Source organism: Halomonas sp. 707B3 (genome assembly GCF_024158645.1).
In the GTDB taxonomy this organism is placed as follows: domain Bacteria; phylum Pseudomonadota; class Gammaproteobacteria; order Pseudomonadales; family Halomonadaceae; genus Vreelandella; species Vreelandella lionensis.
On record NZ_JAMZBE010000071.1, the window covers coordinates 1 to 18933 of the forward strand.

Genomic DNA, 18933 nt, shown 5'->3' on the forward strand with positions numbered 1-18933 from the left:
CGCCACTATCGAGGTGGGGCAGTGGTTCATCGTAGATGGGCAAACGGCTTATGTGGCCGAGGAGGGGGAAGAGTTTGATTCACCCCAAGGCAAGAAAGATGCCCGCCTGCGAGTGATTTTCTCCAACTGCACGGAAAGCAATCTACTGCGCTTATCGTTGGTAAGAGCGCTCTACAAAGACGAGGCCAGCCGCCGTATTACCGAACCCGATGCTGGACCTCTGTTTGCTGAACAACAGCCTACTGAAAACCGCTTCAGCGAAACCTGGGAAGACGACGACATAGAAAGCGGCACCATCTACGTGCTGCGCAGCCTCTCAGAGCACCCGTTTGTGGCTGAGCACCAGGAGCTGATCCACAAAATTGGCGTAACCGGTGGCAAGGTCGATGCGCGCATCGCCAATGCCGCTCATGATGCCACCTACTTATTAGCGGATGTTGAGGTGGTCGCCACCTACAAGCTGGCCGGTATCAACCGCCGCAAACTGGAAGCGCTCTTCCATCGCATCTTCGCCCCCGCACAGCTTGAGCTGACTATTCAAGATCGCTTTGGCCACCCGGTCAAACCACGCGAGTGGTTTTTGGTGCCATTGCATGTGATTGATGAGGCGGTACAGAGGATTCGGGATGGATCAATTATGGGTGTGGTTTATGAACCAGAAACTGCACAGTTGATTAGTTAAGCTAGCAAAATAAAAAGGACATTGAGGCTGTGGTTGATAGATAGCCTTTGTAAGCGACAACTGACAGAGTGTCAGCCACCCAATTGGCCCTCTTGCCTGACAAATCGACTCTGGCAAACATTAAATACGCAGGGATAGGGCAAAGTGCAAGGATAGGTAATGAATCAGGACGTATTTGAAGTTCAGGTGACGAAGCTGTTGCAGCTGCATGCCCCGGTAAAGGCACGCCAGTTAGCTACTATTTTAAAAGATGAGTTCGGTCAGCATGTGGATCGGAGCGATATCAATTCGCTTCTGTATCGCCTGCGAACGGAAGGTAAGGCAGAAGTCGATACGGCATATCGTTGGAGCCTTCTGGGTGCCGCCTCCTCCCAGAAGGGCGGCAGTGCAAAGACTAGCGTCGAACCTATGCCAACTACGCCTGCCCAGCCGACCATCACTTTTACCGATGAGCAACAAGCGGTAATCGACCTCGATCCCTCCCAACATTTATTAGTTAGAGGTCAGGCGGGTAGCGGCAAAACCACTGTGTTAGCCGCTCGAGCAGGCAGGCTGTTATCGGCCATGAATAAAGGCTCCTTGCTGTTTTTGACCTACAACTCAGCGCTGTGTGCCTATGTGAAGAAGGCGTTCAGTCAGGCAGGGATGAAGGGGAGCGTGGACGTCAGAACCTTTCACGATTGGTCGCGCAGCACCGCTAAGGATATGGGCTTAGAATTCGTCGGCTGGGTTGATAGCAAGGCGCGTGGAGAACAGCTCAAGAGGCTAATTAAGGAGGCGGAAGAAGAGATTGGCAGCCATCGTTTCTTTGAGCTTAAGGAGGCGCCGCAGCTACTGGGATGGTGGGCTGAAGAAATCGCTTGGCTTTTTGGTCAGCATGTCACACGGCTCGACGATTATCTTGCCGTCGAACGTACTGGACGAGGCACCGCAGTACGTGTAACGCAGGAAGACCGCCGTTTTATCTGGTTTGTTTTTGAATTGTATTTGGAGTGGCTCGAAGAAACTCGTCAGGAGGACTACGACAATCCAGCTGGAGTGCTGTTGCGCGTATTGATGGAGCTGGGCGGAGATCTTCCTGATGACTACCGCTACGATCACGTCGTGATTGATGAGGTGCAGGATTTCGACAAAAGCTGGCTGCTGGTGGTCGCCAAGATTCCGCGTGTATCACTCAGTATGGCCGGTGACATGGCGCAGAAGATCTATCGCCGTAGCTTTACTTGGTCCTCTGTCGGTATTCAGGTACAAGGAGGCCGTTCCCGGCGCTTGTCCGCTAGTCACCGCACCACACAACAAATCATGGATGTCGCCGAGCACTTATTGGCGAACAATGACGTGACCGAGAGTAGTGATTACACGACGCCGGTTCGCCCTACCAAGGAAGGCGATAAGGTCAAATTGTTATTGGCACCTGATGCGAAGCAAGCCTATGAAAAAGGCTATGATTTTGTTGCCAGTGAGTTTAAGCGGCTACGTACGACGTCTGTGGCAGTAGTGTTGCCGTTCTCTCGTCAGCTTTATCCTGCACAGAAGGAACTGGAAAAGCGCGGTCTCAAGGTTAATAAGGTGAAGGGTGCCGGACTTGGCGGCTTTACAGGCGGTGTAGCCGTGACCACCTTTCATCAGCTAAAGGGCTTGGAATTCGACCATGTGGTTGTCATGGGGCTGCATGACGCCCAATATCCTGGTCGCATTCTCGACAGCGTTGCTCAAGAAGATAAAGAGCTGGAAGCAAGTCTGTTACGTCGCGTTCTCTACGTCGCCATGACGCGAGCCAAACAGAGCGTCACACTGGTTGGCTCCTTGCCGTTCTGTCGCTTTTTTGACGATGTGCCGGAAGAGCTATTTGATAGTATTTCATGATGATATTTTTCTCATGCCTCAAGGAATAGAGGGCTGCAAGCGAGTTCTTGCTGATATTGCTTTAGTGTGAAGCGAGCTACTTAAAAAATGCTGGGTTGTCCTGGATCGTCGCCAGTACCTTAGCGGCAAGCCCCGTAGGGTTGCGGCGCTTGGTTTCCCAGCTTTTGATGGTGTCCACACTGGTTCCCATCGCTTCGGCAAATTCTACCTGGGAGACGTTTAGCTTGGTGCGGATAGCTTTCACATCAGCCACCTCATGGCGCGTGGTGCGGCTGGCCTGCGCTTTGCCTTGTTTAATCTCAACGGCTTCCTGAAGTGATGATTGCAGCTCGTCAAAAATGCTCATTTGGAAACCTCCCTCTTCAATTGGTAGGTCAGTGTTTTCAGTGCGGCCTTTTCAGCGGGCGTTAAGCTGTCCTTCACGCTCTTGGGGTAGGCCAGTATTAGGTAGATTCTCTCTGCTGTTGCCAAAAAGTAGATAACCTTGGCACCGCCCGTTCTTACCTTGGTTGCCCAGCGCCATGTGTATTTGACGAAGCCCTCCAATGCTCTGAATTGACTCACCTCTATAGAGGCTAGGCAACAAATGAGCATTGTAGTGTGTGTAAGCTGTTGTATTTGGCAATGATACTGAAGGCTGAGCCTGCGGCTGAAATTCGATCTGGCTCACCAACGACAGAGTAAGCGGCACGTGCCTTCTTGATGGCTGTAGCGCGTGCCTCTGTTGCATCTTAGCAACCGCTCGTTGAATATGGGTTGCCATTTAAACTCAACATTCAGGGCAAGCGCCATGCGTCTCACCCGGTTTACAGACTACTCAATACGTGTGTTGCTTTATCTTGCCGCGAAAGGTGAGGAACGCTCTACCATCCATGAAATCTCTGATACCTTCAACATTTCACGCAATCACTTGATGAAAGTCGTACAGGAGCTTAGCCAAAAGCACTATGTGACTGCTATTCGAGGCAAGCATGGCGGCATTATACTAACCCGTGACCCTGCCACTATTAAGCTAGGTGAGCTAGTGCGCGAGATGGAGCACGACACAGCCTTAGTCGAGTGCTTTCAGGAAGAAAACGGCTGTATCATCACGCCTGCCTGCCGACTGAAACCGATTTTAAACGAAGCGTTGTCCGCTTTTTTTGATGTTCTTAATTGCTACACATTGGCGGATTTACTCGTCGACCGGCACCCCCAATTAGCAAAATTAATGCGTATTCCTGCGATTAGCGCTTAACGCTACCTCCAGTAGTAGCGTTTTTAATGCGTCTCACTTATTCCTACCGTCGGTGCATGCCACCATGAGTGGGTGCTTCTATGTCTTTTTTGTACGTCGGTACCGCAAAGGCGAGCTTCTGGTCTTCCAATTCGGTCTTAACTGACGATTTCGGCATATCCCACCTCTAACACCAGGCTATTACAGGGCGTTGAATCACTGGCTCGCCAACGGCATGGCACTCAAGCAGCGCTCATTCATTAGGGTTCCTATAGATTAGCTCGGCATGTCGTAGCATCTACTGCACGAAACAGAACACGACGCGATGACCGTACTCGAGACCATCTCAATCAAATGTGGTTTAGCTTAAGTAGGGCACCCCCAGGTGGCCTTGCCAACTCGAATCAGCTCCTTCATACGGTGGTCACGTTGGTGGGCGAAAGCCTAGAACCAGAGCGTTCCAGCTATGCTTAGCACTTCATCATCTACGCTTTTGAGCTAACTGAGCGGCTTCACTTATTTGGTTGATCATGACCCACGATGTTGGCGTTATGAGCCTGATTTTGTTAGCGGTCAAGGCTGGCGTTGGCCGGCTGGTCTCTGCTGACGGCGTCGGCGATGGAACTCTCTCATGGTGCTTGAGCAGAGGATCAATCGCGATGAAGGGTTGGTTTTTCCATGGCTGGGCATTAAGATGCATTTTAAATGCATCTTAATGGGCGTCCTAAGAATGAGGTTTTATCCGTGCTAACTTATGCGCAAGAACACATGATTGAGGCAACCGCTCCCGTTGTCGCTCAACATCTAGATTCCATCACTCAGCGTTTTTATCCGCTGATGTTCTCCCGCTATCCGGAAGTCAAGCCGCTTTTCAACGAGGTACACCAACAAAGTGGCGGACAACCCCGTGCATTAGCCAGCGCAGTGCTGGCGTATGTTCAGCTGCGTCATGATCCAGCCAAAGCTCGCGCTACACTTGGCGTTGTTGTAAGTAAACATGTTTCGTTGGGAATCCAGCCAGATCAGTACCCCATTGTTGGCGAGTGTTTAATGGCAGCCATTGGTGAGGTGTTAGGTGACGCTGTCACACCCGCCGTCGCCGATGCATGGAAGGCGCTTTATAACGAATTGGCGGCTCTTTTGATTAACCTTGAGCACAAGCGTTATCTTGAATTTGAGCAGCGTCCAGGTGGATGGAGTGGGACTCGTCGCTTCAAGATTGCGAGTGTCAAACAAGAAAGTGCTCTTATCCGTTCTTTTGTACTAGCACCTGAAGATGGTCAGCCTGTTGCCGACTATGAACCCGGCCAGTACATCGGTCTGCACCTAACCATCAACGGGGAAAGCGTTTACCGACATTACAGCCTTTCTGATCTTCCAAATAACCGCAGCTATAGAATTTCGATTAAGCGCGAAGAGCAGGGGCTCGTCAGCCGTCATTTCCATGATGTCATGCAACAAGGCGATAGTGTCGAGTTGTTACCTCCGGCAGGGGATCTCACCCTGGTTGAAGGTGATGAGACTCTACTGTTTGCCAGTGGTGGCGTCGGTCAAACACCTCTGCTGCCGATGGCAAGCCATGCATTGGCACTGGGACGCGAAGTCACTTATCTGCATGCGGCTTTGGATGCAAATCATGAAGCTTTTAAAAACGAAATAGAGGCCCTGAAAGCAAAATACCCACAACGGTTTAAAGCTATTCGAATTCATGAACGTGGAAATGCAGCTGATCATATTGGCCGTATTGATCGAGAGATGCTGGCCCACTATTTGCCAAAACGGAGTCCACGCTGTTATTTCGTCGGACCGCAGGGGTTTATGACGTCACTCGATCTCGCTTTAGCTGAATTAGGTGTAGAGGCAGATCGCCGACATTTTGAACATTTCGGTCCTTCTCGCCCGCTGGGTGTTGCTCAGGCGTAGCGGTGTCAAAGTGCCGCCTCAAGGCGGTGAGATTTATACCTGTTTAGGATTTGATCACACTCAACGCGACCCTAAAAGGGTGGGGAGTAATAGCGTGTCGTCGAAAGCAAATCCTTCTGTCATTTCCTGTTCGACAGTGCCATCGAGCATCAATTCAAATGCTGCTGCTTTCCGACATACGAGTAAGCTCCTTTCATTACCTTAGGTAGAGTGCAGAAGATAACTTGATCGGAACAGGTGTCACCTTTACAGCTATAGTTGTCTAAATCACTGTTTTCAATAGCTTGTGGCCTCGCCCATCGTGTGTCCGGATGTGGACACTGCTGATGGGTGAGGTCGGGATGGACACCTACACGGCGGTTTCTCTTTGTAGGGCAACGGCTGTTTCTTCCATTTCAGACGATGTGCCAGCAAGCTGCTCTGCCAGCAGGTTGATGTCTTGAGCGCCCTGGTGTAATTCGTAAGTTGCTTTATTGATTTGCTCAATACCCTGTGATTGCTCTTGGCTGCTGGCAGCAATACTTCGCACCAGCTGAGCCGTGCGCTCAATCGCGGGAACTAGCTCTTGAATACGCTCGCCAGCCTGTTCAGCCGTTTTGAGAGATTGGGACGATGTATCGCTAATCTCTTGAGCAGCCAGCCGACTGCCTTCGGCTAATTTACGCACCTCTGCTGCGACCACCGCAAAGCCGCGGCCATGCTCACCGGCTCTGGCAGCTTCTACAGAGGCGTTAAGCGCCAGTAGGTTAGTTTGAAAGGCGATGTTGTCAATGATTTTGACTTTATCCGCGATATCTCGCATTGCCTGTAACGTTTGCGTGACAGATGTGCTGCCTTGGTTGGCTCCATCCACTGCCTGATTAGCAACGCGCTCTGTTTTACGTGCGTTATCGGCATTTTGAGCCACTGTTGTGCTTAGCTCCTCAAGAGAAGCGGTGGTTTGCTCAACGCTTGCGGCTTGTTGCGCCGTCGAAGAAGAGAGTTTTTCCGAGGCTGACGACACCTGACCGGATAGGCCCGCGATGCTCTCAATAGCGTGCTCCACTTCTCCAAGCAGTGCCGCGCGCTGATGCTTTAATTCGAACGCCATTTGGTCGCTCTGTGCTAAGGCCTCCTGCGAGCGAATATACTCGCCAGCCATTAGGTTGGCCAACACAACAAGCACAGCCGCTTCAAAGGCCAGGTATCCGCCGTGCACGAGCACCATAGTGAGGCTGGCTTCAGGCATTAAGTAAACGCCTGTATTCATGGTCTGGAGCACGTGAAACCCAAGGTGGTGCACTACTGCAATTGCTGCGGCCACCACGATAACGCGCCAATCTCTGTAGTAGAGCAGGATGGCAAGCAGTACAAAAAGGCCAAAGTGCGCTTCAACGAGGCCATGAGTCTGATGAATATGCAGCCCCGTCATCACCATAAAGGCAGCACCCATATACAACCGCGTGAGCAGCGCTGCTCCCTGGGTATAGGTCAAGTAACCGCCCAACAGTACCGTGGGCAAGCTGATGATGGCGGCTTCGAGCCATGTGCCGTACCAGCCTGCAAGCGCAAACGCGAGCAGGCCCTGGGTGATGAGTATCTTAAACATCAACCGGCTGGCATCGCCCCACTGGTCGCGAAAAATGTCTTGCTCAAGCGTGTTCAGCTGCATTGCTTCCTCATTTCTATCGAAAGATAGCGTTGTTATCGGTGCGGTCATTAGGAGCGTGGTGCCGGCCAGTCACAGTAGCAGCCAAAGGCAGACAAATTCAGCCACGGCGCTACTTCGCCAGGCGCGACTACGTCATTAAGAATAAGCTCAACAGGTGTGCTGTCACCGCTGGCACAAAATGCACCATCGCTATATGGCCCGAAGTAAACCAGCGTGCTTCGAGCGTCAAAGACAGCCGCTGACGGCGTGCTTAGTCCCTCTAGCTGCTCAACCACCACGGCACTTGATGCCTCAGGAAACGTGACTAACGCTTGATTAACTAAGCTTTTCTTGGGCACTGCTACGACAAACTCAATACCTTGCCCTGCGTAAGCCTGCATGATGTCTTCAATGTGCGCTTGGCTAAAGCGACTGCAGCGACAGTCAGGATTCCAGAAGTTCACAAGCCGCCCTGTGGCATTTTTCGGCAGGGGAGATATGCTGATCCCAGCGCGGGCCACTTCTTCTGGAAAGCGGGCCAACACCTCATCATCGGCAAATATACGGAGGTCTTGATAGGCAAATAGCCAGAAAGCGATTGCGATCAATACGCCCCAGCACACCACTAAACTCTTGCCTACTGTTTGAGGCCGCATTAAAGTCTCCGTTTCATATCTCAAATTATGCTAAATATAAAACTAAAAAGAATTACTGGGAAGCGCTATGCCGCGTGCGCAGTAATAGAGGCAATGCTCTTGAACACCAACGGCACTAACAGGGTCAGTTGGCCAACATGCTGGGCAAGATTTCACACCGAGTGGAGATTGAAAAACGCCCCGCTGAAGTGGAAAAGCTGCGCCATATCGTCATTGGGAGGACAATGTGGTACACAAAAGTCACAAAGAATCCGGCCTAGTGACCTTTGTCGAAAGGCTCGGTTGCGCCTTTATTTCTCATGATTTTGTGTGGTTCTGATAACAAGGTTACAAATGCTACAGAGCTGCAAAAGCTGATACATTTATTTTTTCTACTGTGGTCCGGGGTGCAAAGCATGGAAGGCTATTCAGCAAACCGTCCTAGGTTCAAACATCGCTCTGTTAACCAGTTGCTCGGTTTACTTATAGTGGCGCTGTTTATGTATAGCCTTCTTCGCAATGCTTATGGAGCTGCACAGTCGCAGCAGTTGACACTAGGAGTATTCGCTTACCGTCCTAATGCCGTCATGGAGGCGGCATGGCAGCCTCTCGCCAATTACTTAAGCGAGCACTTGGACGGATTTGACGTCACGCTGCGGGTGCTGCCGCAGCCCGAGATGCAGGCTGCCCTTGCCGCTGGCGAGTTGGACCTGATCTTCACCAATCCTGCCCACTATATTGATCTTCGCACCCGCAACGAGTTCACCGGCGCTCTAGCAACCTTAGTGACGCTATTGAATGGCCAGCCCAGCGCCGAGCTGGGGGGCGTCGTAATCAGACGTGGAAATGCGGATGGCCCAAATAGTCTCGAAGAACTCCCTGGCACCTCTATTGCCGTGGTTGGTCGGCAGTTTTTGGGAGGCTTTGCCGTTCAAGCTGGCGAACTTCAGAACCTGGGTATCAGCCTCGATGAACTGAATATCTTGGAAGTCGGTGGTAGCCACGATGCCGTGATCGATGCGGTTCGAGCGGGGGTAGCCGATGTTGGCTTTATACGAACGGGTGTACTAGAAGCCAAACTGCGTGACGGCACGCTAATGCCCGATGAGCTAAAGGTCGTCTCCCCAAAGGCCCAGGCTGACTTCTCGTTTGCGGTAACCACTTCTCTTTATCCAGAGTGGGCCTTTGTCGCCCGTCGATCACTTTCACACGATATTAGCAAGCGTATCGCCGCATTACTGTTTGATCTTTCCTCTGAACATCCGGCAGCTCGCGCCGCAGGTATCCACGGCTTCACTATTCCTGCCGATTACGCGCCCGTCGAGGAGCTAATGGTTAACCTGCGTATGCCACCCTTCGACGAGGCCCCGGCCTTTGCGTGGTCTGATGTCTGGGAGCGTTACCGTGCCACCATCATTCCCATGGGCCTACTGGCGAGCAGCGTTATGGTGTTGCTCATCCTGCTTGGGTTGGACTATCGCCGTCAGCGACGGCTGCGTGACAATGCTCAGGAGCTTTCCAAGCGGCTTCAGTGGATCATCGAGGGAACCCGAGCGGGGACTTGGGAGTGGAACGTGCTAACCGGCGAGTACCGCTGCAACCAGCGTTGGGCGGAGATACTCGGCTACTCTCTTGCAGAGCTTGAACCCCTAAGCAGAGAGGTGTATCGATCTCTCATGCATCCGGAGGATGCACCGCGTGTTAACGACGCACTTGAGCGCCATCTGAGCGGAGAAACGCCCTACCATGCCTGTGAACTGCGTATGCGTCATCGCGATGGTCATTGGGTGTGGATCTATGACCGCGGGCAGCTTAAAACCCGAACGCCTAAGGGCGCCCCCGAATGGGTAGTAGGGACTCACATCGATGTCTCTGACTCACACCTCCTGGGCGACGCTCAGCAAATGTGGATTAAGCGGTTTAAGGAGTTTTCTGACAACGTACCCGGTGTGCTTTACCAGTACCACTTGCGCTCTGATGGAACCTCACACTTCCCCTTTGCGTCGCCGCGCTTGCTCAACCTCTATGGCTGTCATCCAGCCGATGTCGAGCAAGATGCGACAGCAGTCTTCGAGGTTATTCACCCAGATGACAGAGCAGAGATCAAGCGTAGTATTCAAGCGTCTGCGGAAATGCTGACGCCTTGGCGCGCCAATTACCGGGTGAACCATCCATCCGTGGGGTTGATTTGGGTGGAGGGCAGTGCCACTCCTTCGCGACAGGAGGATGGAGGTACGCTCTGGCACGGCTATATCCGTGATATCACGACCCTTAAGCAACATGAACAAGAGTTAGAGTTCATCGCTTATTACGATCTGTTGACCGGGATTCCTAATCGCCGCCTGCTGAGCAGCCGCCTAACCCAGGCTATCGCTCATGCCATTCGCAGTGGTGAGTCGCTGGCTGTCTGCATGCTGGACCTGGACAACTTCAAACCTATCAATGACACCTACGGTCATGAGGCTGGTGACCAAGTGCTGATTGAAGTCGCCCGTCGACTTAGCGCTCTGCTGCGAACTGAGGACAGCGTGGCGCGCCTGGGAGGAGATGAGTTTGTGTTACTACTGCGTAACCCCGAGGGAGAGGGCGTATTTCAGCGGGTGCTGGACGATTTGCGTGTCCCCATCAGCCTGAATACCACCATCGATGTCAGCGTCTCCGGCAGTCTCGGTGTGGCGATGCTAGATCATGCAGCGCCCTGCGATGGCGACCAGCTGATGCGGCTGGCCGACCAGGCCGCCTACCGAGCAAAGTCAGCTGGCCGTGATCGCTACCAGATCGTGACTGCCAGCGCGGAAAAGCTAAGCACCTGAACCAGTCTCCATGTGGATGGAGTTATCCATTCTTACCTCTGATAATAAATACTGAATTGCATCCAATAATAAATACTTAGTGGTTTGTAAATGGTGCTAGCATTCAGTGAGAGCTATCTGCTTTTATTGCCCATATTGAGCTGACTCATGCCGAACCGATATCGATCTGCGACGCGTGGAACCTTCCGCATCTCTTTACGCGCTGCCGTGGCCATCGTGGTCACTCTGATAGCGGGCGTTGTGGTCGCTGCCTTAGGTTACAGTAGCTACCGGGACACACAGCAGTCGGTGGCGGCGGCTACCGACAACAGTGTTACGCAGATTGCCTCTCTACTAGACGAGCATATCGGCCGCGTCTTCGAACCAGCTGACAACCAGCTTCGCCTGCTGTCCTATAGTGATTTTGTGACCGCTTTTTCTTATGAGGATCAGCTCGATCTGGTGCCTTTGGCACGAGAAGTGCTGGCCGGTAATTCCATGGCGCAGGCGGTCTATGCTGGATATGCCAACGGCAGTTTTGTCCTATTTCGCCCGCTGCTAAGTGCCGAGATGATGGAGCGCTTTTCTGCACCCCCTGGGACCGAGATCATGGTACAGACGATAGAACAGCCGACGCCCCAGGACGTCCGGGGGCGCTATCATTTCTTTGGTACCGACGATGAGCTGATCGAGACCCGCGATCTACCAGACTATGTGTTCAGCGCGCGTGAGCGAATCTGGTATCGCGCTGCTGCTGACACGCAGCAAACCATTCTTACCGACCCCTACCTTTTCTTTACCACCCAGGTGCCGGGCGTCACCATGGCCCGACGCAGTGCCGATGGTGATACGGTCATTGGCCTCGATATCGCGTTCCAGCAGCTCACTGAACATCTCAATGGCCTGCGTGTCACTGAATCCGGCCAGATTGCCATCGTCGATAGTAAGGGCAATGTGGTGGCCCACCATGAAGCGATGCAGCTGCTGGTGCCTGATGGGGAAGAGCGTTTTCGCTTAGCGGCGCTAGAAGAGTTGGAATCGCAGGCACTCAAAGACGCCTTTGCGCTCGAACCCAACAGGGCTGGAGGTCCCGCCATTGAACAGGGTGATAAGAACTGGTATCAAGTGCGTATCCCATTGGCCCCGATCGGCTCTCTGGAGCTTATTGCCGTGTTGGCGATACCCGAGGAAGAGCTTTTCCTTGACGCTGGGCGCTTGCTCTCCAAGCAGCTGTGGGTAGCGCTGTTGATCTTCGTCCTCTCCGTGCTGATTACCCTACGGCTTGCCCGCCATCCCGTGGTGTCCCTTCAGCGTATCGCCCGCCATACCCGCGCCATCGAGGCGTTTGACTTCACCGAACGCCCGGCCGTGCACTCGAACATCATTGAAATCGATCAGCTCGCTAATGCCACTGCCCAGCTGCAGCGAACCTTGGCCAACTTCCTTGATACTAGCGTGGCGCTGAGCCGTGAGCGCGATATCGATACCGTGCTCGACAGAATATTGACCACCGTGCTCGACGCCACCCGCGCTAGCGGTGGTGCTATCTATCAGCTAACACAGCAGGGCGAGCTGGTACGTGCCTGTTTGCGGGACAACCCCACGCAAGATGACGAAAGCCCCCCTGTAAGAGTGCGGGTCAAGGAGGAAGGGCTGATTGCTGGATCGGTGAGCAACCGTCGCACCCAGATGGAGGTGGTCGAGGATACCCTTCGCGTCGCCACGCCGCTACTCAATCGTCATGGCCAGCCTATTGGCGCCATGGTCGCATGGTTACCGCTAAAGCATGAGCAGTCCACATCGCGCGAGGATACCCGGGTAGGTTTTATTGAGGCTCTGTCTGCCAGTGCTGCTGTGGCCATTGAGAATACCCAGGCCATCGCCGAACTCGCCCTGCTGGAGCGCGGCATCCAGGCAACGCCTAACGGTGTGGTGATGGCCGATGCCACTCAGCCAGACATGCCGCTGGTCTATGCTAACGACGCCTTTTATGCGCTCACAGGTTACGGGCCGGACGACGTCCTAGGCAGCAACTGCCGCTTCTTGCAGGGGCCTGACACTGACCCAGATTCGCTCACAGCCATTCGTTGGGCGGTTCGTGAACGCCAGTCCCTAGATGTCATTCTGCTCAACTATCGAAAGGACGGCACGCCTTTTTGGAACCATCTCTCGCTAAGCCCTGTGCTCGATGCCGAAGGAGTGTGCACTCATTACATCGGAATTCAGCAGGACATCACCCGACAGCGGGAACAGCAGGATCAGCTGGCCTATCAGATGACCCACGACCTGTTGACTGGCTTACCTAATCGTAGCGCCTTTGACGAGTGCCTGCAGGATGCGTTCGAGAACGCCAAGAAGTGCCATTGGCATCTGGTAGTGATGCACATCGACCTGGACGGTTTCAAGGCCGTCAACGATGGCTTGGGGTACCACATTGGTAACCAGCTGCTGGTAGCGATAGGTGATCGGCTGCGAGAGGTGGTTGGTGCTGAAGCTTTTCTGTCACGCAATACCGGTGATGAATTCTCCCTACTGTTCTCTGGGTTCCATGATCGCCAAGCCTGCATCGACATGGCCGAGCGCTTGCTGGGAGCGTTTTCCAGCTCTTTCGTCATTGAAGAAAAGCCACTGCATATCAGTGCCAGCATCGGGCTAGCCTGCAACTGTGAGGGAGTGGATTACGCCTACCAGCTTATGCAGCGAGCCGACTTAGCGATGGCTGACGCTAAACGGCAGGGCCGCAATACCTGGTACTGGTACCAGGGTGATCAGCATCGCCTCACGGAAGAGGCCGTGCTTTTGCGCCACGACTTGCATACAGCACTAGAAGAGGAGCAGTTCGAACTCTACTACCAGCCGATTGTAGAAGCGGTGAGCGGGCGCATCCGTGGGCTTGAGGCGCTGATCCGCTGGCATCACCCCGAGCGAGGGATGATTTCCCCGGGGGTGTTCATTCCATTGGCAGAGCAGACTGGTCAGATTATCCCCCTGGGGCGCTGGATTCTGCGACGCGCCTGTCAGGACGCTGAGGCGATGCGTGCTGACGGTGGGCGGGTGGTTCCAGTCGCCGTGAATATCTCTTCGCTGCAGTTTCGGCGTGATGGCTTTTTGACAGACCTCCAGGAGACGCTGGATGAAACTGGCTTACCGCCCGAATGGTTGGAGCTTGAAGTCACCGAAAGTGTGCTGCTCGACGGCGTTGAGCCTGCCATAGCGCTGATCAATGCGCTCAAAGCGATGGGCATCCGGGTCGCTCTGGATGATTTCGGCACCGGCTATTCTAGCCTCAGCTACCTACGCGATTTGCCTATCCATAAGCTCAAGCTGGACCGTGCCTTTATTCACGATATCAGCACCAACCGCAGCAATGCTGCCATCGTGCTGGGCATTATCACCATGGCTCACCACCTTGATTTGGTGGTGGTCGCTGAGGGTATTGAAGAATGGGCCCAGCAGCAGGATCTGATCCATCGCAACTGCGACCTGCTGCAGGGGTTCTACTTCGCTAGGCCGATGACACGGGCAGCTATCATGTCGCTTCCAGCGCAACTGCCTGCTCCTAGGGAAGAGTAAGATAACCACGTAATGCTGGTGCCTACGGCGAGTTGAGAAAAGCGTATGTTCGCATATGTCTCTTGCACGAATGCCATACGATCAATTGTACTCCCTCTGGATAGGACTCGAAGTGCCTTTGGATGAGAATCTCTTGTGAAGGCATCCCGAATGTACGTCGGCACGCATCATATCGGCAGCATGATTCGCAGAAGAAATTTCAAACAGTGCTGAGCAATTCATTTTCGATGTTGGAGCTAGATTTGACCAACAGTTGTTATTGCCACTGTCGTCCCATGCTCTAGCACGGTTATACTTCTATAGGCATCAACATGAGTCTGCCACAGTTCCGCCATTTGCATGAGTCAGAGCACGATGTAGCCATCGTACTGTGCTTGGTATTTATTTCCGCGAATAAGGCATTTACTCAAGAACGTTGAGCAGTGAAAAAGAGCTTAGCTTAAGGGTTTGATTGGCAAGAAGACCAAGTAAAATAAAATCGGAAAAAAACAGCTAAAAATGTCTTAAGTGACTGTATTTTATAGTTTTTATGAGTCGGTGAAGGCTTTTTTTGTCTGAATAAGGCAATAAATATTATTAAGCATAAGGAAAGAAATTATGGTGAACTGCGATGGTACTGAAGGGCAGTGCCCACATTGTAGCGGCGGCATACCGTTTGAGTTTTCAATGGCCTTTCAGCCGATCGTTGATGTCGCTCAGCGCGAAATTTATGCCTACGAAGCTCTGGTGAGGGGTGTCAACGACGAATCGGCTTTTTTTATTCTGAATCAAGTCACCGATGAATTGATTTATCGTTTTGACCAAGCCTGTCGGGTGAAAGCTATTGAGCTAGCTAGTCGGTTGGGAATGGATAAGCCACTATCAATCAACTTTCTTCCTAATGCTGTCTATGAGCCTGAGGCGTGTATTAAGTCGACCTTAGAGGTGTCCGAGCGCGTCGGTTGGCCTGTGGATCAGCTAATCTTTGAGATTACTGAGACGGAAAAGGTACGTGACCGTCAGCACATTAAAAATATTATCGATGCCTATAAAGAGATGGGTTTTACAGTGGCTCTGGATGATTTCGGTAGCGGCTATGCCAACCTAGATTTACTAACCACCTTGTCACCGAACAAGCTCAAAATTGATCGCGAGCTGGTCATGAATTGTGATCACGATCCACGCCGCCAAACGTTGTTGATCACGCTAGTCTCTCTGGGGCGCCGTTTGAACATGACATTAATTGCTGAAGGTGTAGAAACTGTCACAGAAGCTCGTTGGCTGATGGATGCTGGCATTTCTCTGCAACAAGGATTCTATTATGCGAGACCAACGTTTGAGCACGTAGTCAGAGATCTCCAGGATGCCTTTGATGCTGTTCATCGGACTTCTTCAACTCACATGGCACCTATTCATGACTTCGATTCTTTTTGATTGTGGCTGAAAATGCCATTTAGCTTATATAGCTATAATGGCCTCCAGAAAGCTAAAAGTAGAATCTTTCAAGTCTCTTACCTTATGTTTCTGCTTGAACCGCAGTGCTGTTACGGCCCGCTTCTTTGACTTGGTAAAGTAAAGCATCAGTCATCGATAAACATGTATCCATCGTACAAGCGCTGGTAACCGCACAAATACCAATACTGACCGTACAATAAAGTGAGGCTCCATTGTTAATGATCATAGGCGTATCAGCAAGTTGCTGATGCAGGCGGCTTGCCACATGGGTAGCATCTGATGGGCTGGTTCGTGGCAGCATGACCATAAATTCATCACCGCCCCACCGGCTAATCACATCGTACTGACGAAATACCCGACGGCAAAGCTCGATAAAGCATACTATGACTTCATCGCCTCCCTGATGACCGTAAGTATCATTAATAACTTTGAAGTTATCTAGGTCAATCAGCATTAATGCTCCAGAAGGGGCTCCACGCTGGATCATAGCTATTTCTTGTTGAAAACGTTCATCAAAAGCACGGCGGTTTAGTAAGCCTGTTAATGAGTCGGTGGAGGATAATGTCTCTAGCTTCTGACGTATGGTTTGCAATTCACTAATTAACGCTTCCTGTATACGATGACTGCGCATCAACTCCATATGGGCCATGACCTGGTTGGCTAATGCCTGGAGAGCAAAACGTTGGCGCTTTGTCAGCTCGCGAGGTTCATAATCAAGTGCACATAGCGTTCCCAGCGGATAACCATCTCGGCTTTTTAGTAGTGCACCCGCATAAAAACGTAGGTGAGGCTTTCCTGTAACCAAGGGATTATCAGCAAAACGGGTGTCTTTCGTAGTATCCGGCACAACAAAAACGCCTGGCTGCAGCAGAGCATGAGCACAAATTGAAATATCGCGAGGTGTTTCTTGAACACCTAGTCCTTTTTCAGATTTAAACCACTGCCGATCACGGTCGATAAAGTTGACGACCGCAATGGGAGTGTCGCAAATCAATGAGACCGCCTCGACAATTTCATCAAATGCGTCGTCTTTCTGCGTATCGAGAATCTGGTAATCTGCAAGCGCCTGAAGCCGACGTTCCTCAAAGTCGCCTGAACTAAGAGTCGATCTATGGTTCATTAGTGATCACCGAATCCAATTGGGCGATACAGACTCTCGAAAGACATAATTTTGAAAGCGAATAGGTAGATTTATCGCCATTACATAAGTGATCTGGGCAGTGGCTATACATATCAATTCCTTTTGTGTCCACTCTTAAATTTTGAAAATCATGTGCTTGGTGAATGCCTACAGGGCAAACATATATTCCCTGACACCAGATAGTTGATGACAAAAGAAATATATTAGCAGGATAACAAAATGTATATCCTAAAGTTATTTTTTATTTTACTCGATAGCTTTTTTGTATGATTTTTGTATAATTATGTTGTTTGCTTTTTACTGCCTCTTTTCCCAGATTGCTCACATGTTGCCCAAGAGATGAGCTGGCTTGCAGGCATAGGCTTGGCCACCCCATAGCCTTGGACAACGTTACAACCCATTCGCTGTAATGTTTCAATGTGTGCGTCGCTCTCAGCGCCCTCTGCGACGACCTGCTTGTGAAAGCGTTTGGCTAAATAGGTAATGCTTTCGACAATCGCCCGATCCTCTGAGCGCTTCAGCATTCCCATCACAAAAGATTTGTCGATTTTGACTAAATCTATCGGCAAGTTACGAAGGTAACTTAATGATGAGTAACCTGTACCAAAGTCGTCAAGGGCGACTTTGCAGCCCATCTCACGGCATAAGTTTAATATTTTGGTCGCGCTGGATAAATCATCCAGTGCCGCTGACTCTAAAACTTCAATGCAGATGAAATTTGGTGGTACGTCAGGGTGCCTAGATAACGTGTCCCGCAGCATGTCAATGAACTGTTTATGCACAAGTGACTGAGGAGTTAGATTAATGCTAACGCTAATGCTGAAGCCCTCTTGTTGCCATACTGACAGCTGTGCTAGGGCTGTTTCCATAACCCAGGCATCTAATGATAACTCAGTATTAGTACCACTGATGATAGGCAAGAATTGATCTGGCATGACTAAACCACGCTGTGGATGGTTCCAGCGAATAAGTGCCTCTACGCCCAGCAATTTAAGAGAGGCTGCGTCAATTTGTGGTTGGAAATATAGTTCAAATTGACCTTTTTGAAGGGCTTGAGAAATATCATCCCTCATTGTTTGTTGTGCTTTTAACTTTTTTTCATGGCCAGGATCAAAGAAGGCAAACGTGTTTCCTCCCTGAAGCTTGGCTTGATACATAGCTTGATCTGCGTGGCGCAATAGCGTATCTGAATCAGCATTATCAAGTGGAAATAATGTAATTCCTAAGCTTACATTTACTGATATGGCAGGTGAATCAAGCCTATCCGGCTGCTCAACTACAAAGCTTTTAATGATTGCATTTAATTGATCTGGCTTAGCGTTCATATCGGGAAGTAGCAAAGCAAATTCATCGCCGCCTATTCGTGCCACGATTCCTTGGGTGCCCACACGGTCTCGTAATTGTTTAGCAACAGATATTAAGATATTATCGGCAGTTTTATGGCCAAACTGTTTATTGATTTTTTCGAAACCATCAAGGTCTAAAACACCAATGGCTAGTGTGTTTCCGTCATGGACGTGTGCGATAGCTTCACGTACTTGGTTAAGCATTTGATGTCGGTTAGGTAAAGAAGTCAGGCTGTCAAAATGGCTCGCAAGGTGCAGCTCTTCAGCATGCTTCTTAAGCCGCGTCGTGTCCGAAAAAATAGCCACGTGATGGGTGACATCTCCCTGGGCGTTATGGATCAACGAAAGAGATAATGCCTCATAAAGTAGTTCTCCATCTTTGCGGCGGTTAATAAGCTCACCACGCCAATTACCATCGTTTAACAATGATTGCCACATGTCTTTATAAAACGCTCGCGTATGACAGCCTGAGGAGAGAAAATTGGGCTGACGGTTTACAACATCGCTGAGGGTATACCCAGTCATAATCTCAAAGGCGCGATTCACATCAACGATTCGGTTGTCTTGATCCGTGATCATAATGGCATTTTGGCTATCACCTGAATCCGTGAAGCCGGCGCCGACACTTTCCCTATCACCGCCAGCGAGCACTTTTTGATCATTCGCCCCGTGCAAGTTGGCTTTCGCAAGCCCGT

At 51.2% G+C, this 18933-nt stretch carries 12 protein-coding genes; 7 read left to right on the forward strand and 5 right to left on the reverse strand.

The annotated features are described in order from the left end of the window. Together BIS10_RS10755 and BIS10_RS10760 are read left to right on the forward strand one after the other, a co-directional pair. Positions 1-682 (forward strand): GIY-YIG nuclease family protein (locus BIS10_RS10755; protein WP_253505207.1); only part of this gene is annotated, 682 nt, incomplete at its 5' end. Positions 683-841: 159 nt separating this feature from the next. After that, positions 842-2548: a 3'-5' exonuclease gene (locus tag BIS10_RS10760; RefSeq protein WP_253505210.1), complete on the forward strand. Its 1707-nt coding sequence runs from the start codon at positions 842-844 to the stop codon at positions 2546-2548. 76 nt (positions 2549-2624) lie between these two features. On the opposite strand, the gene nadS is transcribed toward BIS10_RS10760, so the two are convergent. Beyond that, complete coding sequence (nadS, locus tag BIS10_RS10765; RefSeq protein ID WP_253505213.1) at positions 2625-2894, reverse strand: NadS family protein; 270 nt, start codon at positions 2892-2894, stop codon at positions 2625-2627. 444 nt (positions 2895-3338) lie between these two features. Here nadS and BIS10_RS10770 point away from each other — a divergent pair, with 444 nt between their 5' ends. Together BIS10_RS10770 and BIS10_RS10775 are read left to right on the forward strand one after the other, a co-directional pair. Continuing rightward, the gene (locus BIS10_RS10770) at positions 3339-3785 is read left to right on the forward strand and encodes an Rrf2 family transcriptional regulator (RefSeq protein WP_253505216.1); all 447 of its coding nucleotides are present in this window, start codon (positions 3339-3341) and stop codon (positions 3783-3785) included. Positions 3786-4508: 723 nt separating this feature from the next. Next, on the forward strand, positions 4509-5687 hold the full coding sequence (locus tag BIS10_RS10775; protein ID WP_253505219.1) for a globin domain-containing protein: 1179 nt from the start codon (positions 4509-4511) through the stop codon (positions 5685-5687). A gap of 349 nt (positions 5688-6036) precedes the next feature. Here BIS10_RS10775 and BIS10_RS10780 read toward each other — a convergent pair whose 3' ends face one another. Together BIS10_RS10780 and BIS10_RS10785 are read right to left on the reverse strand one after the other, a co-directional pair. Beyond that, positions 6037-7338 (reverse strand): methyl-accepting chemotaxis protein, encoded by a 1302-nt coding sequence (locus BIS10_RS10780; RefSeq protein ID WP_253505222.1) that lies wholly within the window; start codon positions 7336-7338, stop codon positions 6037-6039. Between the two features lie 47 nt (positions 7339-7385). Next, entirely contained in the window at positions 7386-7973 is a 588-nt protein-coding gene (locus tag BIS10_RS10785; protein WP_253505225.1) for a DUF6436 domain-containing protein, read from the reverse strand. Between the two features lie 479 nt (positions 7974-8452). Here BIS10_RS10785 and BIS10_RS10790 point away from each other — a divergent pair, with 479 nt between their 5' ends. The 3 genes from BIS10_RS10790 (at position 8453) to BIS10_RS10805 (ending at position 15730) form a co-directional block, all read left to right on the forward strand. Beyond that, a complete protein-coding gene (locus tag BIS10_RS10790; RefSeq protein WP_301282024.1) occupies positions 8453-10765 on the forward strand; it encodes a diguanylate cyclase domain-containing protein in 2313 nt (770 codons plus the stop codon). Between the two features lie 147 nt (positions 10766-10912). Continuing rightward, complete coding sequence (locus tag BIS10_RS10800) at positions 10913-14317, forward strand: EAL domain-containing protein (RefSeq protein ID WP_253505228.1); 3405 nt, start codon at positions 10913-10915, stop codon at positions 14315-14317. Positions 14318-14914: 597 nt separating this feature from the next. Further along, positions 14915-15730: an EAL domain-containing protein gene (locus BIS10_RS10805; RefSeq protein ID WP_253505231.1), complete on the forward strand. Its 816-nt coding sequence runs from the start codon at positions 14915-14917 to the stop codon at positions 15728-15730. An 82-nt stretch (positions 15731-15812) separates the two neighbouring features. On the opposite strand, the gene BIS10_RS10810 is transcribed toward BIS10_RS10805, so the two are convergent. Further along, positions 15813-16871, reverse strand: coding sequence for a sensor domain-containing diguanylate cyclase (locus tag BIS10_RS10810; protein WP_253505234.1), 1059 nt, complete (start codon positions 16869-16871; stop codon positions 15813-15815). Positions 16872-17173: 302 nt separating this feature from the next. Beyond that, a partial coding sequence (locus tag BIS10_RS10815; protein WP_253505237.1) for a bifunctional diguanylate cyclase/phosphodiesterase occupies positions 17174-18933 on the reverse strand: 1760 nt, incomplete at its 5' end.